Annotated in this window: 17 protein-coding genes and 1 pseudogene; 11 read left to right on the top strand and 7 right to left on the bottom strand. The window is 74.3% G+C overall.

Features of this window, described 5'->3' with window-relative positions:
• Nucleotides 1-87: 87 nt before the first annotated feature.
• Nucleotides 88-369: a hypothetical protein gene (locus ACGF0D_RS34910; RefSeq protein WP_392923189.1), complete on the bottom strand. Its 282-nt coding sequence runs from the start codon at nucleotides 367-369 to the stop codon at nucleotides 88-90.
• Between the two features lie 254 nt (nucleotides 370-623).
• Between ACGF0D_RS34910 and ACGF0D_RS34905 the strand changes: the two genes are divergently transcribed.
• From ACGF0D_RS34905 to ACGF0D_RS34895, 3 genes are all read left to right on the top strand, one after another.
• Nucleotides 624-854 (top strand): hypothetical protein, encoded by a 231-nt coding sequence (locus ACGF0D_RS34905; RefSeq protein ID WP_392923122.1) that lies wholly within the window; start codon nucleotides 624-626, stop codon nucleotides 852-854.
• A gap of 17 nt (nucleotides 855-871) precedes the next feature.
• On the top strand, nucleotides 872-1,909 hold the full coding sequence (locus ACGF0D_RS34900; RefSeq protein WP_392923120.1) for a hypothetical protein: 1,038 nt from the start codon (nucleotides 872-874) through the stop codon (nucleotides 1,907-1,909).
• A gap of 611 nt (nucleotides 1,910-2,520) precedes the next feature.
• Nucleotides 2,521-3,435: a S8 family serine peptidase gene (locus ACGF0D_RS34895; RefSeq protein WP_392923118.1), complete on the top strand. Its 915-nt coding sequence runs from the start codon at nucleotides 2,521-2,523 to the stop codon at nucleotides 3,433-3,435.
• Nucleotides 3,436-3,573: 138 nt separating this feature from the next.
• On the opposite strand, the pseudogene ACGF0D_RS34890 reads toward ACGF0D_RS34895, so the two are convergent.
• Nucleotides 3,574-4,026 (bottom strand): annotated as a pseudogene (locus ACGF0D_RS34890) (methyltransferase domain-containing protein); the annotation flags it as partial.
• Nucleotides 4,005-4,526, bottom strand: a complete 522-nt coding sequence (locus ACGF0D_RS34885) for a hypothetical protein (RefSeq protein ID WP_392923115.1) — start codon at nucleotides 4,524-4,526, stop codon at nucleotides 4,005-4,007. The gene ACGF0D_RS34885 and the pseudogene ACGF0D_RS34890, both read right to left, overlap by 22 nt.
• A gap of 151 nt (nucleotides 4,527-4,677) precedes the next feature.
• Between ACGF0D_RS34885 and ACGF0D_RS34880 the strand changes: the two genes are divergently transcribed.
• Nucleotides 4,678-5,451, top strand: a complete 774-nt coding sequence (locus ACGF0D_RS34880) for a class I SAM-dependent methyltransferase (RefSeq protein WP_392923112.1) — start codon at nucleotides 4,678-4,680, stop codon at nucleotides 5,449-5,451.
• 269 nt (nucleotides 5,452-5,720) lie between these two features.
• Here the strand turns inward: ACGF0D_RS34880 and ACGF0D_RS34875 are convergent, their stop codons facing one another.
• The 4 genes from ACGF0D_RS34875 to ACGF0D_RS34860 form a co-directional block, all read right to left on the bottom strand.
• Nucleotides 5,721-6,938, bottom strand: coding sequence for a glycosyltransferase (locus ACGF0D_RS34875; protein WP_392923109.1), 1,218 nt, complete (start codon nucleotides 6,936-6,938; stop codon nucleotides 5,721-5,723).
• Nucleotides 6,935-7,732 (bottom strand): MerR family transcriptional regulator, encoded by a 798-nt coding sequence (locus ACGF0D_RS34870; RefSeq protein ID WP_392923107.1) that lies wholly within the window; start codon nucleotides 7,730-7,732, stop codon nucleotides 6,935-6,937. Before ACGF0D_RS34870 ends, ACGF0D_RS34875 begins: the two co-directional genes overlap by 4 nt.
• A 116-nt stretch (nucleotides 7,733-7,848) precedes the next feature.
• The gene (locus tag ACGF0D_RS34865) at nucleotides 7,849-8,961 is read right to left on the bottom strand and encodes a DUF6745 domain-containing protein (RefSeq protein ID WP_392923104.1); all 1,113 of its coding nucleotides are present in this window, start codon (nucleotides 8,959-8,961) and stop codon (nucleotides 7,849-7,851) included.
• A 140-nt stretch (nucleotides 8,962-9,101) separates the two neighbouring features.
• Nucleotides 9,102-9,428, bottom strand: coding sequence for a hypothetical protein (locus ACGF0D_RS34860; protein ID WP_392923101.1), 327 nt, complete (start codon nucleotides 9,426-9,428; stop codon nucleotides 9,102-9,104).
• Nucleotides 9,429-9,628: 200 nt separating this feature from the next.
• Between ACGF0D_RS34860 and ACGF0D_RS34855 the strand changes: the two genes are divergently transcribed.
• The 7 genes from ACGF0D_RS34855 to ACGF0D_RS34825 all read left to right on the top strand — a co-directional run bounded on the left by ACGF0D_RS34855 (nucleotide 9,629) and on the right by ACGF0D_RS34825 (nucleotide 17,460).
• Nucleotides 9,629-10,606 (top strand): STM4015 family protein, encoded by a 978-nt coding sequence (locus tag ACGF0D_RS34855; protein WP_392923098.1) that lies wholly within the window; start codon nucleotides 9,629-9,631, stop codon nucleotides 10,604-10,606.
• 81 nt (nucleotides 10,607-10,687) lie between these two features.
• Nucleotides 10,688-11,623, top strand: coding sequence for an STM4015 family protein (locus ACGF0D_RS34850; protein ID WP_392877702.1), 936 nt, complete (start codon nucleotides 10,688-10,690; stop codon nucleotides 11,621-11,623).
• 15 nt (nucleotides 11,624-11,638) lie between these two features.
• Nucleotides 11,639-12,763, top strand: coding sequence for an STM4014 family protein (locus tag ACGF0D_RS34845; protein WP_392923096.1), 1,125 nt, complete (start codon nucleotides 11,639-11,641; stop codon nucleotides 12,761-12,763).
• Nucleotides 12,764-12,822: 59 nt separating this feature from the next.
• Nucleotides 12,823-13,665, top strand: a complete 843-nt coding sequence (locus ACGF0D_RS34840; protein WP_392923186.1) for an STM4013/SEN3800 family hydrolase — start codon at nucleotides 12,823-12,825, stop codon at nucleotides 13,663-13,665.
• Nucleotides 13,662-14,996, top strand: coding sequence for an STM4012 family radical SAM protein (locus tag ACGF0D_RS34835; RefSeq protein ID WP_392923093.1), 1,335 nt, complete (start codon nucleotides 13,662-13,664; stop codon nucleotides 14,994-14,996). Before ACGF0D_RS34840 ends, ACGF0D_RS34835 begins: the two co-directional genes overlap by 4 nt.
• Before the next feature lie 11 nt (nucleotides 14,997-15,007).
• The gene (locus tag ACGF0D_RS34830) at nucleotides 15,008-15,907 is read left to right on the top strand and encodes an STM4011 family radical SAM protein (RefSeq protein ID WP_392923091.1); all 900 of its coding nucleotides are present in this window, start codon (nucleotides 15,008-15,010) and stop codon (nucleotides 15,905-15,907) included.
• A 278-nt stretch (nucleotides 15,908-16,185) separates the two neighbouring features.
• On the top strand, nucleotides 16,186-17,460 hold the full coding sequence (locus tag ACGF0D_RS34825; protein WP_392923088.1) for a methyltransferase: 1,275 nt from the start codon (nucleotides 16,186-16,188) through the stop codon (nucleotides 17,458-17,460).
• The last annotated feature ends 23 nt before the right edge of the window (nucleotides 17,461-17,483 follow it).

Raw genomic sequence — 17,483 nt, 5'->3', positions numbered from 1 at the left:
CGCTGGTACGGGCAACGCGATGGGAGCCCTGCCCGAGTCCGAACCCTACGAGTTCGTGCGACGGATGCGCCCAGCGGCACGGAGCCACTACGGCGCATACGGATCCGGATCGGGGTTCATGCAGATCTTCCAGGACTGCAGGCAGTCGCTGTTGCACGGCTGCCAGGCGTCGTAGTTGTCCTTGAGTGGATCGCACCCCTCCTCGCAGATCCTGTAGTACCGCTCGCACTCCTCCATCAGGTCGAGCTGCTCCTGCGTGAACATCGGCGCGATGCGGTCGGCGAGCGCGGCGCGGGATCGGCCGAGTGTCCGATACGGCCCGGTGCCGGGCTGGACGGTGGCCTCGGCACGGAAACCGGGAATGGTCATGGTGGGTCCTCCCGTCTCGGCCTCGTGGGGCCCGGACCCGCCGGTCCGACGGCGTACCCCCGGCGACCCGACGACCTCGCCTTCCAGGCTACGGCACAGCGTCCGCCGAGGTGCGCGGACGGCGGCGCGGAGGCAGCCTGGAAGTGTGGGACGCCGTGGGTGGGCGCTTGTGCGCTGCGGCGGGTCCCGGTCTCCGGAACGGCCTCGGCGTGCGGGTTCCGTCCTACGCCCGCACCAGGTGAGGAGTGTCCGACATGACGACGGGCGAGAAGAGTGATCGCCGCGACCAGGCTGCCGGGAGTGCGCCGCGGCGGGTGCGGCTGCCGGGCTTCGTCACGGACCAGGACATCGGGCTCGGCGACGCCGTCAAGCGGGTCACCTCGACGCTGGGCATCCGGCCCTGCGGCGGGTGCGAGCGACGCGCCGCCGCACTGAACCGCCGGCTGGTCGTGTCCGGCCGGCCGAGCCGTCGGCAGCGGAATTGACCTCCGAGGAGCCAGCGATGGAACAGGACCAGGGCGTCGGGGGACCGGTGCAGGCCCGCACGACGGGAGCGGCGGAACCACCAGGAGCGGAGCAGCCGGCGCCCGAACCGCCACCGGACAGTCGGCGCTCAGCACCGGCCCCCGGCCATGGCGGAGCCTGGGCGGACCCGGCCGGCCACCTCGAACCCGCGTCCGCGCCTGTCACCCCGGCCTGCGGGTGCGGCGGTCCGGGCGCCGACGCGGCTGAAGGGCGACAGACGGCGGCCTCGGGTTCGGCATCGGACCAGCCCGGCTTCGTCTACGCGATCGGCCAGGTCGACTTCCGTTTCCCGAGCCTGGGGGTCGAGAAGGAGCTGGCGCAAGCCGTCGGTCGGGTGGAGACCACGGGACTGAGCGACCGCCAGACCGTGTACTCGGTCATCTCGCAGCCCGAAAACCGCTACCTCGCACGGCAGTTGTGCTACGTACTGAACATCCAGGGCATCGACACCTACCTGCTGCGCCCCCGCGATCCGGCCGACGTCGCGCTGTTGGTGGACGCCGTCCGGCCCGACCCGCGTCCGACGGACCTGGACGTGGTGGTCGGCCTGCGAGGGCCGTTGGCGCCTCCGTCGCTCTGCAACGGCCTGACGCTCCCGGTGGTCTTCTTCGATCAGCTCTACTCCTTCGACAGCGCGGAGCTGATCAGCGCGATCGAGCGGCCCGAACTGATCCCCGCCGACCAGTTCGAGTCCGCCTCCTACGAACTCCTCAGCCGGATCCTGTATTTGGGTGACAACGCCGGCGACACCGACGAGCACCGGGCGCTCAACTACCTGGCCGTTCGGTACCAGGGGATCTACCACAAGACCGTGGAGGCGTTCGCGGCCAACTCCGCGCTCAGCGCCGTCGAGGTCTGCGACTCGAGGCTGAGCGGCGCCCGCCGGATCCTCGACGTGGTGCTCTCCTACACGAACCGCCACAGCGACGTCACCGAGAAGTTCTTCGTGCGGCTCGACTGCACCGAGGAGTTCCCCTTCGTGGTGACGAAGCTGGGGCCCTACTACGACCGCTGATCGGCCGCCGGGCCGAGATGAGGTGAGGTGAGGTGAGGTGAGCGACGATGAGCATTCCGGGTTTCACCGCGGACACGGCGACCTACCGGAGCGGTGGAGGCTACCGGCCGGGGCACGGCGTCCCGGCACGGCGGAGGCCGGGTCTGCTGCCACAGGGCCGAGCCGGCCGACGGGCCGGTGGCGACGTCATGCCGGGCGTGTGCGTCCGGCTGTGCCGGAACGAATGCCGACCGTTCTGCCACAACCCGCGCAGCGAGGATTGCGACACGTGTTACTCCCCCTGCATTGATGCGTGTATGGGCTCCGACGATGCTGCGGGCCCGTTCTGAGACGAGGTGTGTACCGATGAGGATGCCAGGCTTCACCGCCGACGCGGCGGTCTACCGGAGCCGGCGGCACTACCGCCCGAGCCCGCCCCGGGGCGGGTCGGCGCGTGCGAACGTCCTGGCGCCGTCCGGATGTTCGGGCAGCGGATCGCCTCTGGTCGACCCGATCTGCATCCCCGAGTGCCGCGGGGCCTGTTACCCGTTCTGCATTCATGACCCCTACGGCCGGAGGTGCCGCGACTGCTTGAGCGACTGCTACGCCCAATGCCCACCGTTCCCGGGCGTGTGAGGCCGCTCGACCTTGTCGGGCTGGCGCCGCTGATGGCGCGCAGTGCCGGACGGCCGGAGGTTGCCGTCGGGTTGCTCGACGGCCTGGTCGCCGTCGGACAACCCGCCTTCGCCGGGCGGCGGTTGCGCGTTCTGCCCGGCCGACCGGACGCCACCGGCGGGTCGGCCGAAGCCGGGGCGGTCTGCGCGACCGCCGGCGACGGCCCCTGCGTGCACGGCAGCTTCGTCGCCGGCGTGTTGAGCGCCGACCGCGCCTCGCCGTCACCGGGCATCTGCCCTGACTGCACCCTGCTGATCCGTCCCGTCTTCGCCGGCCACCGCGTCTCCCCGGTTGCCGTACCGGCCGGTTCTCCCTCCCCGCTGGCAACCTCGGCCGAGGAGCTGGCCGCCGCCATCGTACAAGCCGTCGATGCCGGAGCCCGGGTGCTCAACCTGAGCGTCGCGCCCGAGCGGCCGTCCGGCAACGGGCACCGCGAGCTGACGGCCGCCCTGGACCACGCGGCGGCGCGCGGGGCGCTCACCGTCGTCGCGGCCGGTAACCAGGGCCGGCTGGGCAGCTCCGTGCTGACCCGGCACCCCTGGACCATCCCGGTCGTCGGGTACGACGGCCGGCGCCACCCGATGGACCTGTCCAACCTCGGCGGCTCGATCGGCGCCCGCGGTGTCGGCGCACCGGGACAGGCCGTGGTGCAACTGAACCCCGACGAACGCCCGCTCGTGCTATCGGGCACCAGCGTGGCCGTCCCCTTCGTCGCCGGCACCCTCGCCCTGCTGCTGTCCTGCTTCCCTCGGGCCGCCCCGGCAGAGGTCCGCGCGGCCGTGCTCCGCAGCGCCGCCCGCACATCCGTGCGACGCTCGGTGGTACCGCCGCTGCTGGACGCCTGGGCCGCGCATGAAAGCCTGCGGGGCTGACATCTGACGGTCACTCAGCCCATGATCCGGCAGCCGCCGCCATCACTGCACTACGGCGAGATGGAGATGCGCCGCCAGTCGGGCCCCGAGTAAGACGCGACCTGCTCTGGGTGTACCGGCTGCTCTCCCGGCTACGGCATGCGTGCCGCCGGGGCGCAGCACCCGGGCGATCTCCGTCCACCAGGCCCGCACCGGGTGGCGACTGCCGACCAGGTCGAAGGCTCCGTCGGCGAACGGCAGCGGCGGCTCGTCCGGGTCCGCGACCACCACCGCGCCCGGCGGGTGCAGCAGCCGCGTGGCGCGGGCCAGGTTGGGCGGCCAGGACTCGGTTGCCGCGAGCACGGGCGGGCACCCGTCCAGACGGACGGCGCCCGCGAGCACCTCGCCGCCGCCGGTCTGGATGTCCAGGTCCGCCGTCGCCTCGCCCAACCGCCCGCCCAACCGCCCGGCCAACCGCCCGGCCAGCAGCCGCTGGTAGCCCCTGGAGGGCCGCTCCTCGGCGGCCCGGCCCTCCAGCCAGGAGAAGTCCCAGCCGTCCACGGACACGGTCTCGGCCTCGGCCTCGGCGATCAGCTCTTCGAAGGTACGCATGCCCGCATCATCGCGGTGAGGGTGCCGTCCGGCCGGCGGACGTCCCGTCCGGGTCGTCCGCCGGCCGAGGAAGCGGCGGAGGAAGCGGCGGAGGGACCGGCCGAGAAGCCGGCCGGCCGGTACCGGAGGACGGTGCCGACCCGCAGCTCCAGGCTCACCGCGGCGATCAGCCTGCTCACCGGCTCCGCGCCGCCGTCGTCCGCCTCGAAGGCGACCAGCGCGCCAACCTCCTCCCCACACTGCCGCTCCACCAGGCGCCGCTCCTCGGGCGTGGGCGGGCGGAACACCGAGTCCTGGAAGGACGCCGGGCAGCGGACGTACAGCGGGTCGGCGAACACCGGCTCCAGGCCGTGGTGGTAGCAGAGGTCGGACCCGACGGCCAGCCGCAGCTCGCCGGGGCGCCAGGACCGCCCGTCCCCGTCCCACCAGCTACTCTCCGGCAGCTCGACCGCCCCGGTCGCCTGCTCGGCCGGCCGGACCCCGTCCGGCTCCCATGCCATGCGCCCGCCCCTCGACGGCCCCGAAAACCGGTACTCCGCGCCGGTACGCCCGGGCGAGGATAGCGCCGTGGCGGACGGCCCGCTCCCACACCCCCGGGCTCTCCCGCCCCGTTGCCGCTCGCACCGACGACCCCGTGGAGACCCTGCCGCCATGAACCAGTCCTCCCTCGGCCGCTTCTACGACGACTTCGCCGACGACTACCACCTCCTCTACACCGACTGGAACGCCTCGCTCGCCCGCCAGGGCGCCGCCCTGGACGCCCTGATCCGCGCGGACCTCGGCGACGGCCCCGCCGAGGTGCTGGACTGCGCCTGCGGCATCGGCACCCAGGCGATCGGCCTGGCCGCGCTCGGCCACCGCGTCACCGGCACCGACCTCAGTCCGGTCTCCGCCGCCCGCGCCGCCGCCGAGGCTGCCTCGCGCGGCCTTCGGCTGCCCACCGCGGCCGCGGACATGCGTGAACTCCCCTTCCCGGACGGTCGGTTCGACGTTGTCGTCTGCGCCGACAACGCACTGCCCCACCTACTGACAGCCGAGGACGTCCGCGCCGCGCTCGGTGAGCTGCGCCGGGTCCTGCGCCCGGGCGGACTGCTGCTGGTCACCACCCGCCCGTACGACGAGCTGCGCCGCACCCGGCCCGCCTCCACCTCACCGCAGACCGCCGAACACGGCGGCCGGCGGTCGGTCGTCTTCCAGCTCTGGCAGTGGCACGAGGACGGCGAGCGGTACGACCTGGAGCTCTTCCGGCTGCTGCCGGACGACGCCGAGCAGTGGCAGGTCGCCGTCAGGCGCGCCACCTACTGGGCGCTCACCCAGGACCAGTTGAGCGCCTTCGCCGCCGAGGCGGGCCTGGCCGGCGTCCGCTGGGCGCAGCCCGTCGACACCGGCTTCTTCCAGCCCGTCCTGATCGCCCGGGCGCCCTGACCTCCTGAGGTCCTGACGCCCCGACACCCAACCACCCCCGTGGTTCCGTCGTGGCGTCCGGGTGCTCACCGCCGTCCGGGGCGCGGCCGCCTGCTCGACGCCCTCGTCCGACTGACCTTCGCGTACCTCCTTCCCGTCGATGCCGCCCCGGCGGCCATGAACCTCAGCCGGCCGGTGATTCGCCGCGCCGTTGCTCGCGTTCCACCTCGTGTACGCCGGCCGGCACGGCCCGCGGGCGACCGGCCCGAGCTCGCCGCCGCATGCCTCAGCTACCGGCCCAAGGCCACCACCGCCTCCGCGACCCGGCTCGCGCCGTCCTCCTTCGCCATCGCGCGGGCCGCCTCCTGCGCCCGCTCCCGCAGCCGCTGCTCCTCGACGGCCCGGCGGATGGCCGCCGCCAGCCGGTCGGCGGTCAGGTCGGCGAACCGGATCGGAGGGGTGGCGGCCCCGAGCCGGGTGAGCCGGCCGGCCCAGAACGGCTGGTCCGCCGTCACCGGGACGGGGACGCTCGGCACACCCGCGCGCAGCGTCGCGGCCGCCGTGCCCGCACCCGCGTGGTGCACCACGGCCGCCATGTGCGGGAACAGCCGCGCGTGCGGGAGTTCGCCGACCGTCAGCACGTCGTCGCCGTGCCCGGCGATCCCGGCCCAGCCGGCCTGCACCACGCCCCGGGCGCCCGCCCGCCGCAGGGCCTCCACCGCGAGGGTGCTCAGGCGCTCCCTCTGCCCCGCCGCCATGCTGCCGAAGCCGATGAACACCGGCGGCGGCCCGGCCCGCAGGAAGTCCTCGACCTCGGCCGGGAGGCGGTAGTCCTCCGCCACGTGCGGCCACCAGTTGCCGACCACCCGCAGCCCCTCCCGCCAGTCGGCCGGGCGCGGTATGACGGTCGGGCTGAAGCCGTGCAGCACCGGCCAGTTCGCCCGCTCCATGACCTGTCGGCACGCGGTCTGGGAGAGCGCCGGGAGGCCCAGCCGCGACCGCAGGCTGCGTGCGGCCTCGGTGTGCAGGCGGTCGACGACCCGCTGGCCGAGCGCCCCTGCCGCCCGGTTGCCCCAACCGCCCAGCGAGCGGCCGCCCCCGACGACCGGCGGGAACTCTCGGGTCGGCAGCGTGGGTTGGAGGTAGACCCCCAGGCTGGGGACGCCCATCGCCTCCGCGAGGTGCCAGCCCAGTGGCGCGGTGGTGGTGGCGAGCAGGAGCAGATCGGCGCCCGGCGCGGCGGCGTCCGCGAGCGCTCCCCCCAGCTGCCCGATGAACGCGGCGGCCCGTGCGAGGAGTTCGGAGCGCCCGCCGCGCGACTCGGTGCCGGCCCCGCGCGGATCGACCGGGAGCGGGCGGAAGTCGAGGCCGCTGCCGGCCACCAGCTCGCGGAAGGTTTCGGGCGCCGCGAGCACGACCTCGTGCCCCGCGCCGCGCAGGTGCGCCCCGAGACCGGTGTAGGGGGCGACGTCGCCGTACGATCCGGCGGCCATCACGAGGATCCTCATCGGGCCGCCTCCTGGTGGCCGCTGCCGTCGCGCCGTTCGGCGTTGGCGCCGATCGCCAACCGGAGATAGCCGGCCAGGCCGGGGCGCTGTTCGGCTGGCGGGACGACGAGGGCGAAGGCGCGGGCGTCCGCCTCGTAGTCGTCGGCGATCCGGCAGTGCATCTCCGGCGGGCAGGGCGTGAACCACCGGGTGATGTGCTGCCGGTGCTGCTCGGCGAGGTCCAGCACCGTCCGGTGGTCGACCGGCAGCCCCTCGTCGAAGGCGTCCAGGAGCCGGCCGCGCCATTCGGCGGCCTCCGCCATCAGCTGCTGCCAGTCCTCCTTGGAGTGGGTGGCGGCGCGGGCCAGGGCCTCCTGGTGGCTGTCCCGCTCGCCCCACTTGAGGTGGGCGTCGGCCGCGTAGCTGAGGTCGAAGACCACGTCCCCGAAGACCTCGAAGCGCTCCTGGGGCGTCAGTTCGACCCCGGTGCGCTGGACCTCGATGGCCCGCTCGGCGACGTCGACCAGCTTCTGCAGGCGGCCGATCTGCTCGGTGAGGGCCTGGCGTCTCGCCAGCAGGTGGTCGAGCGCGTTGGCCTGCGGGTCCGCCAGGATGTCGGCGATCTCGTCGAGCGGGAAGCCGAGTTCCCGGTAGAAGAGGATCTGCTGGAGCCTGGCGAGGTCCGCGCCGCTGTAGAGCCGGTAGCCGGCCGGGCTGCGCTCACTGGGCGAGAGCAGCCCGGACCGGTCGTAGTAGTGCAGGGTCCGGATCGTGACCCCGGCGAAGCCGGAGACCTGGCCCACCGACCAGCTCATGCGTCCCTCCGATCATCCGTGCGTTCTGCTGCGCCCCCACCGTGCGGCCTGACGTGGGGTAAGGGTCAACACGCGCAGCTCAGGGGCCTGCTCCGGATGCCGGGAAGCGCCCTCGGTCAGGTCTCGCGCTGCGGGTGGTAGGCGCTCTCGGGTATACCGAAGGTCCAGGCGACCCCGGCGCGCGCGGTGCGGGTGCTCGGGGGGACGCGCAGCCAGTAGGTGCGGTGGGTGCCGTCCGGCTCGGGGGTGGAGTTGACCACCTCGACCATCACCACCGGCTCGTCGTCGGGCAGGACGATCCGCCAGAGCACACCGGTCTCGTCCCGGTGGACGGGCTCGGCCCCGGAGTCGGCCAGGTAACGCTCGTAGCCGTAGTGCTCCAGCAGGACGCGGCGCAGTTCGGCGTTCTCCTCGGTGCGGATCCGCTCGACCGTCACCCCGGCCAGGCCGGCCAGGAACTCCGGCGGGACGGGCATGCCGCGCCAGGCGTGCAGGGCGAAGCCGTCGGCGTACTCCAGGGCGGGCCCGTCCGCGCGGTCGAGCCGGCCGGCCTCGTCGCGGTGCAGGGCGGTGGGCCGCTCGCTGATCAGTGCCACGTCCCGGTACGGCCACCACCAGCCGGCCCGTCGGGCCAGCTCGGCGAGCGGGGCGACGGCGTCGGCGCCCGCCCCGGCGGCTTCGAAGGCGGCGAACCACGGCGCGTCGTGCTGGCCCCGCACGGCGTCCAGCAGGGCGAGCCGGACGGTGGTGCGACGGGCCCGGGCCTCCTCGGCCACGGCGGCGTCGGCCTCCCGGTCGGCCTCGGGGGCGAGCCGGTCGAGCACGGCGTTGCGCAGCCGGTCGGCGAGCGGGGTGGTGACCGGGCCGAGCTCACCGCCGGTGAGCGCCCAGTGGCCCGCCCACCCGGCGGTGCCGACCTGCTCGACGGCCCGCCGCCGGGCCTCCTCCCAGGGCCGGGTGCGCACGGCCTCGCGCACGCTCTGCGCGCCGGCGGCCCGCAGCTCCAGCGCCGCCTCCGTCGCGGCGAGCGGCGACCCGAACCAGCGGACCGCCTCGGGCTCGGGCAGCCCGGCCGCCCGGTAGGCGGCCCGGACGGCGTGCTCGGCCGCCGCCCGGTCGCCCGCCCCGGTGGCCGCCGCGGCCGCCCGCCAGCGGGCCGTCACCTCGGCCGGCCCGGACACCACCTGCGCGGCGCCGCCGTGGACCTCGTCGTGGATCACCGTGTCCATCCCTGCTCCGTTCCCGGCCGAGCTCCCCGCCCGGCCGTCCGTTCCCGTTCCGTGCCGCGGCCCCGGCCGCGCGCTCCGCCCTCGTGCCCCGCCCCGCGCTCACCCGCCCGCCGACCCCCGTGCGGCGGGCGGAGCGGTCGTCAGTCCGCGACCATCCGCACGGCGCCCGGCACGTACTCGCGCTGGCGGACCACCCGGTACCACCCCTTGGGTAGCGGTATCGCCGCGTGCTCCTCGTGCACCACCCGGCCGCCCTCGGGCAGGTGGAGCCAGCTCGCGCCGAACGGCCCGCTCTCGCGCCGCAGCGCGCCGGGGCCGACCACGGCGTGCGCGTGCCCGGTGACCTCGCCGAGCGCGAGCACCATCCGGCCCCGGGCGTCCCGGGCCCGCACGGCCAGCTCGGCCACCCGCAGCGGCACCGCACCCTCCTCGACCGGCACGATCAGCACATCGCCCTGGCGGTACATCAGTCCTCCCTCGCCGTACGGCCGGACTCCGGCGGACGCCGGAACCCATGGCTCCGCCGCGTCCGCCGCGGTCACTCTCCGGAGCCAGGACCCGAACATAGGGCAAGGGTCTGACAACGCGCCCGGGCGGTGACCCGGCCGCCGGATTGTCAGTCCCGGCTGGTAGACAGTTGTTCGGCCCAGATCCCGAGGAGCGGCGCATGACTGTCAACGACCACATCGAACGGTTCCACGGTCTCCCCGTCTTCGACTTCGTGGAGGCCTTGGCGGAGGCCGAGGAGAAGGGAGGCTCCGGCGCCGTCCGGCTGCCGGACGCGGCCTCGGCTGCCTGGCGGATCAGGCTCGACTACGAGTCCGACGCGATGTTCGTCGAGCGCTGGGAGCAGTTCCTCGCCACCGTCGACACCGAGCGGGTCACCGCGGTGGTGATCGGCCAGTGGTCGCCGGACGAGCCGGACGGCTTCCGGGAGCCGATGGAGGCGATCGTCGCCGCCGCCGGCCGGCTGCCCGCCCTGCGCGCGCTGTTCGTCGGCGACATCACCGCCGAGGAGTGCGAGATCTCCTGGATCCAGCAGTGCGACATCACACCGCTGCTGACGGCCTTCCCGCGGCTGGCCGAGCTGGTGGTGCGCGGCGCCTCGCAGGACTGGGACGGCAAGGGCGGGCTGGCTCTGGAGCCGCTGCGGCACGAGGCGCTCGAGGCGCTGCGCTTCGAGGCCGGCGGCCTGCCGGGCTCGGTCGTGCGCGCGGTGGCCGGCTGCGACTTCCCGGCCCTGGCGCGGCTGGAGTTCTGGCTGGGCGTGGACAACTACGGCGGCGACGCGACGATGGACGACCTCGCTCCGTTCCTGGACGGCACCCGCTTCCCGGCGCTGCGCCACCTCGGCCTCCAGAACAGCGAGTTCCAGGACGACATCGCGGCCGCGGTGGCGCACGCGCCCGTCGTCGCCCGGCTGGAGTCGCTCGACCTCTCCAAGGGCGTGCTGACGGACCAGGGCGCCACCGCCCTGCTGGAGGGCCAGCCGCTCACCCACCTGCGCGCCCTCGACCTGCACCACCACTACCTCACCGAGGAGATGCAGCAGCGCCTGCGCCAGGCCCTGGCCGGGGTCGAGATCGACCTCTCCGAGGCCGGCAAGCCCGACGACAGGTGGCGCTACGTGGCCGTGGCCGAGTAGCCGTCACCTCCCGCGCGCACCGACCGACCTCCCGCACGCGCCCGACCATCCGTCCGACCACTCGACCCACCAGGATCCGACATGGCCGTCTCCCGCCACATCGAACGCTTCCACGAGCTGCCGATCCACGAGTTCACGCCCGACGACGCCCGGCCGCGGCCCGCCGCCGGCGCCGTCGCCTGGCGACTGTCCCTCGAATACGGTTCCAAGCAGGACTTCGCCCACCTCTGGCGGTCCTTCCTGGAGAAGGTCGATCCGGCCGGTGTGCGCGCCGTGGTGATCGGCGCCTGGTGGCAGGACGGCTACACCTCCGTGGGCCCCGCGGTCGAGGCCGTCACCGCCGACGCTCGGCGCCTGCCCGCCCTGGAGGCGCTGTTCCTCGGTGAGGTGACGTACGACGAGTGCGAGATCTCCTGGCTCGAGATGGACGACGTCACCCCGCTGCTGAACGCCTTCCCCGGGCTGCGGTCGCTGGCCGTGCGCGGCGGCATGGACCTCACCCTGGAGCCGGTCCGGCACGACCGGCTGACCAGCCTGCGATTCGAGTCCGGCGGCCTTCCGGCCACCGTGGTGCGCGCGGTGGCCGGCTCCGAACTGCCCGCGCTGGAGCGCCTGGACCTCTGGCTCGGTGTGGACGAGTACGGCGGTGACACGACGCCGGACGACCTGGCGCCGTTCCTGGACGGCACCCGGCTGCCGAGGCTGCGCCACCTCGGGCTGGCCAACAGCGAGTTCCAGGACGAGATCGCCGCCGCGGTGGCGCACGCCCCCGTGGTCGCCCGGCTGGAGTCGCTCGACCTCTCCATGGGTGTGCTCTCCGACGACGGTGCCACGGCCCTGCTGGAGGGCCAGCCGCTCACCCACCTGCGCGCCCTCGACCTGCACCACCACTACCTGAGCGACGCGCTGCAGGAGCGCCTGCGGGAGGCCCTGCCCGGGGTCGAGGTCGACCTCGGCGAGGCCGAGGGCGACGAGATGGACGACGAGGACGACCGCTACGTCTCGGTCGCCGAGTAGGCGGGTGCGGAGGCGATGACCATGCGGCTGACCGTCCTCGGCAATCCGGGGCACCGACGGGTGACGCTGTTCGCGGCCGCCGCCCGGGCCGCCGGGCTGCCCGAGCCCGCCGTCCTGCCCTGGCTGGACGTGCTGCGCGGCCGGTACCGGCTGCCCGAGGGCGGTCTGCTGCGCGTCGAGTCACCCGGCGAGGAGCCGGAGGTCGACCGGCTGCTGCGCGGCCCGGCGCTGGGCTCCGGCTACGCGCCGACCAGGGTCGAGGGCACGGCCGTCTGGTACGAGGGCGTCATGGCCGCGCTGCGCGGGCTGGCCGCCCGGCCCGGCGTACGGCTGCTCGGCGATCCGGAGGAGATCGCCGTGATGTTCGACAAGCGCCGGGCGCACGCCCTGCTCGCCGCGGGCGGGGTGCCGGTGCCCAGGGCGCTCGGCGGCGAGGTCACCGGTTGGGAGCACCTGCGCGAGCGCCTCGCCGAGGCCGGCCTGCGCCGGGTCTTCGTCAAGCCCGCGCACGGTTCCTCCGCCTCCGGGGTGATGGCCCTGGAGTTCGGGCCGCGCGGGCAACTGCAGGCCACCACCTCGGTGGAGCTGGCCGACGGCCGGCTGCACAACTCGCTGCGGGTGCGCCGCTACCGCGACGAGCGGGAGGTCGCCGCGATCGTCGACGCCCTGGCACCGGACGGGCTGCACGTCGAGCAGTGGATCCCGAAGGCCTCGCAGTCCGGCCGCTCCGCGGACCTGCGGGTCGTGGTGGTCGCCGGCCGGGCCACCCACGCCGTGGTGCGCACCAGCACCCAGCCGATGACCAACCTGCACCTCGGCGGGGCCCGCGGCAGCATCGAGCAGGTCCGGGAGACGGCGGGGCCGGCCTGGCCGGCCCTGCTGGAGACGGCCGAACGCGCGGCGGCCTGCTTCCCCGGCTCACCGATGGTCGGTGTCGACGTCCTGCCCACGGCCGGCTGGCGGCGCGCCCTGGTCGGCGAGGTGAACGCCTTCGGCGACCTGCTCCCCAACCTCACCGGCCTGCCCGGCGGCCCCGCCGAGGGTCTGGACACCTACGGCGCCCAGCTGGCCGCACTCACCGCCCCCTCCCCGTCGTCCCCCGTGGCGACGGACCACCAGATCACGGAACCCGCTCGATGAACCACCAGAACACCACCCCCGTCCCCGCTCCCGCTCCCGCTCCCGCTCCCGCTCCCGACATGAACGCCGTCGTGGGCACCCACGACCTGCTGCTCGTCACCCTCGACACGCTCCGCTTCGACGTCGCCGAGGAGCTGGCCGCCGCCGGCCGCATCCCGAACCTCGCCGCCGTCCTCCCCGGTAGCAGCTGGGAGCGCCGGCACGCGCCGGGCAGCTTCACCTACGCCTCCCACCAGGCGATCCTGGCCGGCTTCCTGCCGACACCGGCCTCTCCAGACGGCCCGCACCCGCGCCTGTTCGCCGCCCGCTTCGCCGGCTCGGAGAGCACCGCCCCGCGCACCTGGGTGTTCGACGCCCCTGACCTGCCGACGGCCCTGGCCGCCTCCGGGTACCGCACGGTGTGCATCGGCGGCGTCGGATTCTTCAACAAGCAGGGCCCGCTGGGCTCGGTGCTGCCCGGCCTCTTCCAGGAGAGCCACTGGGCACCCGAGTTGGGCGTGGCGTCGCCGACGTCCTTCGAGGAGCAGGTCGCCCGGGCCGAGTGGGTCGCCGCCGAACAGCCCGCCGACCAGCCGCTGTTCCTCTTCCTGAACGTCTCGGCGCTGCACCAGCCGAACTGGTTCCACCTGCCCGGCGCCACCCGCGAGCACGGGGACTCCCGGGACAGCCACGCCGCCGCCCTGGAGTACGTGGACGCGCACATCGGCCGCCTGTTCACCGCGATGAGCGCCCGCCGCCCCTGCTTCGCGATGGTCTGCTCCGACCACGGCACCGCCTACGGCGAGGACGGCTACACCGGGCACCGGATCGGCCACGAGGTGGTCTGGACGGTCCCGTACGCGCACTTCACCCTCCCCGCCCGGGCGACGCACCCCACCGCGACCTCCGAGGAGCGCGCATGACCACCGCACCCCCGCGCCCGGACTCGCCGTACCAGTCGTACGTCTACGCGTACCCGCACAAGACGGCCTACCGCCCGCTGCCCGGGCGTCCCCCGCTGCGCGAGCTGTGGGCCGGCGAGGCACAGCACGCACTCTCGCTCTACCTCCACATACCGTTCTGCGAGGTCCGTTGCGGCTTCTGCAACCTGTTCACCCGGATCGGCAGCCCCGAGGGCCTGACCACGGCATACCTGGACGCCCTGGAACGCCAGGCCACGGCCGTGCGCTCGGCACTGGACGACGGGGCCCGGTTCGCGCTGGCCGCGTTCGGCGGCGGCACCCCCACCTATCTGACGGCCGGTGAGCTGGAGCGGCTGTGCGACATAGCCGAGCAGCGGATGGGCGCCGACCTGAGGGCGGTACCGCTCTCGGTGGAGGCCTCACCCGCCACCGCGACCGCCGACCGGCTGGAGGTGCTGGCCGCCCGGGGCACCACCCGGCTGAGCCTGGGCGTGCAGTCCTTCGACGACACCGAGGCGCGCTCCGCGGTCCGCCCGCAGAAGCGGGCCGAGGTGGAGGCCGCCCTCGGCCGGATCCGCGCGGCCGGCTTCCCGGTGCTCAACATCGACCTCATCTACGGCATCGACGGCCAGACCGAGCCGAGTTGGCTCCGCTCGCTGGACACCGCGCTCGCCTGGCAGCCCGAGGAGCTGTACCTCTACCCGCTGTACGTCCGCCCGTTGACCGGCCTGGCCCGGCGCGGCGAGCAGGAGAGCCAGGCCGCCTGGGACGCGCGCCGGCTCGCGCTCTACCGAGCCGGCCGCGACCACCTGCTCGCCCACGGCTACCAGCAGGTGTCGATGCGGATGTTCCGCCGCGCCGCCTCCCCGCAGGCCGGAGCGAGCGAGTACGCCTGCCAGACCGACGGCATGGTCGGGCTGGGCTGCGGCGCCCGCTCCTACACCTCGCGGCTGCACTACTCCTTCGACTACGCGGTGAACGCCACCGCGGTGCGCGGCATCATCGACGACTACGTCGCCACCGAGGACTTCCACCGGGCCGAGGTCGGCCACTGGATGGGCGGCGAGGAGCCCCGCCGGCGGCACCTGGTGCAGTCGCTACTCCAGGCCGAGGGCATGGCGCTGGCGGACTACCGCGCCCGGTTCGACAGTTCACCGGCCGAGGACTTCCCGGCGGAGCTGGCCGGGTTCGCCGAGCGCGGCTGGCTCGCCGAGGGCGATCCGGCGTGCCTGCGGCTCAGTCCGGAGGGGCTGGCGCACTCGGACGCCGTCGGGCCGATGCTGTTCTCGCCCGAGGTCCGGGCCCGGATGGCCGGTTACGAGGCGAAATGACCTTCCTCGGCATGCCCTCCGCCCCACCGTTGCCGGAGGCCGGCGCGCGGAGCCTCACGCTGCTCTACCGCGGTCCGCTCGCCTCCTGCGACTACGACTGCCCGTACTGCCCGTTCGCCAAGCGGCGCGACAGCCCCGAGCAACTTCGGGCCGACCGGGCCGCGTTGGAGCGCTTCACCGGCTGGGCCGCCGGGCGCACGGACACCGGCGACACCCTGTCGCTGCTGTTCACCCCCTGGGGCGAGGGGCTGGTGCGGTCCTGGTACCGCCGCGCGCTGGTCGAGCTGAGCCACCTGCCGCACGTCCGCCGCGTCGCGATCCAGACCAACCTCAGCTGCCGCACGGGCTGGCTCGCCGAGGCGGACCTCGACGCCCTCGCCCTCTGGGTCACCTTCCACCCCGGCCAGGTCACCCGCGAGCGCTTCCTCGCCAAGTGTCGCGAGCTGGACGCACTCGGCGTGCGCTACAGCGTCGGCGTGGTCGGCCAACCCGAGCACCTCGCCGAGGCCCGTCGGCTGCGCGCCGAACTGTCCGACGGCGTCTACCTGTGGGTCAACGCCGCCGAGGGCCTCGCCTACACCGACGCCGAGGCCGCCCAGTGGGCAGCGGTGGACCCGCACTTCGGCTACAGCCGGCACGCCCACCCCAGCGCCGGGCTGCCGTGCCGCACCGGGGAGTCCGTACTGTCGGTCGACGGCGACGGCACCGTGCGCCGCTGCCACTTCGTCCGGGACGTCCTCGGCAACCTCTACGACGGCAGCTACCGCTCCCGACTGCGGCCGCGCGCCTGCCCCCTGCCGGTCTGCGACTGCCACATCGGCTACGTCCATCTGGAGACCCTGCCGCTGTACGAGCTGTTCGGCGCAGGCGTGCTGGAGCGCGTGCCGCACGACTGGCCGTCGGGCCGGTGATAAATCGGTTGCGATCCAACCACTCTGTGTGAAAGCGTACGAACATCCGCACAGGACCAGCTGGTTCGGACATTCGGAGAGGAGGCCCGCAGATGATCAGTGGTATACGGCCCGCCGTCGTGCCGGGCCTCCTACTCGGTGACACCTCGGCTCGCGCTTCGACGCGTGAGCCGCACCCGGCCTGACGCCCCGCGCCCGCCATCCCGGCGCGCCTGCTGCTCACCTCCTCGTCGAAGCGCTCTTCGTGTCCCCTGCACGATCGACCACGAGGAGTCCCGGTGTCCGACACCCACCGGCCCGGCATCGTCACCCTGCCCACCTCTTCCGCCCTGCCCGCACCCTGGCACAGCGAGAACGGAGCACCCCCGCCGCAGAGCCTGATCGTCGCCGACGACACCCTGTCCGCCGGGGCCGCCTACAGCCTGGCGTGCGAGGGCACCGCCCTGCTCTGGCAGGGCACCTACCCCGGCGCACTGCGCCTCCTGCACGCCATGCGCCGCCGCGCCGAGCGGCGCCGGCCCCGATCCACCCCCGACTCCCCGGCCGATGCCTTCCGGCAGCACCGTCGGGAACGCGCCCGCCTCGCGCGTGTCCTCGGCACGCTGCTGGTGCCGCTCGGCGCGGACCACCGCGTCCGACTCCACCGGGCGCCCGACGTCCGCGAGGCCTGCCTGACGGCCTACGGACCGCTCCTTGACAACAGAATCGTGTCCCTTCGCGAGCTCCTCGGTGTGATCGGCGCACACCAGTGGCGCACCACGGGCGTCGAGGTTCCGGCCCTCGGCGCCCGCATCCACCCGCACTACGGGGTCTTCTCACCCGTCCGCGGCGAGTACGTCGACCTCGTCGCCCGGGCGCCGCTGCCACCGGCCGCCCGTACCGGCCCCACGGCCACCGCCCAGGACCTCGGCACCGGCACGGGGGTGCTCGCCGCGCTCCTGGCGCGGCGCGGACTGCGCGAGGTCCTGGTCACCGACGCCAATCCACGCGCCCTCGCCTGCGCCCGCGACAACGCCCGCCGCCTCGGGCTCGCCGACCGCATCAGGATCGCCGGCACCGGCCTCTACCCTCCCGGCCACGACCGGGCCGCCCTGATCGTGTGCAATCCCCCGTGGCTGCCCGGCCGCCCGAGCTCCAGCCTCGACGAGGGCGTCTTCGACCGGGACGGCCGCATGCTCCGCGGCTTCCTCGACGGCCTGGCCGACCGTCTACTGCCCGGTGGCGAGGGCTGGCTCGTCCTCTCCGACCTCGCCGAACACCTCGGCCTGCGCTCCCGCGCCGACCTGCTCGGCGCCGTCTCCGAGGCCGGGCTGCGCATCACCGGGCGTCTCGACACCGTCCCCCGCCAACCCCCGGGCCACCGCCCCCGATCGGGCCGATCCCCTCCTGCGCGCCGCCCGCGCCGCCGAGGTCACCTCGCTCTGGAGGCTGGCCCCCGCATGACTCCCGGCAGCCTCCCGCGCACGGCTCGACTAGGGCACGTATTTGGTCGTGATCAATCTGAGGGATTCACCCTCGCGACGGGTCCTGATCCGGTAGACCGTGTTGCGTGACGCGAGCGCAACTTACCGACGCG

The organism is Kitasatospora sp. NPDC048298, assembly GCF_043201465.1.
Classification (GTDB): domain Bacteria; phylum Actinomycetota; class Actinomycetes; order Streptomycetales; family Streptomycetaceae; genus Kitasatospora.
This window is presented reverse-complemented; position numbering and strand designations above follow the sequence as displayed.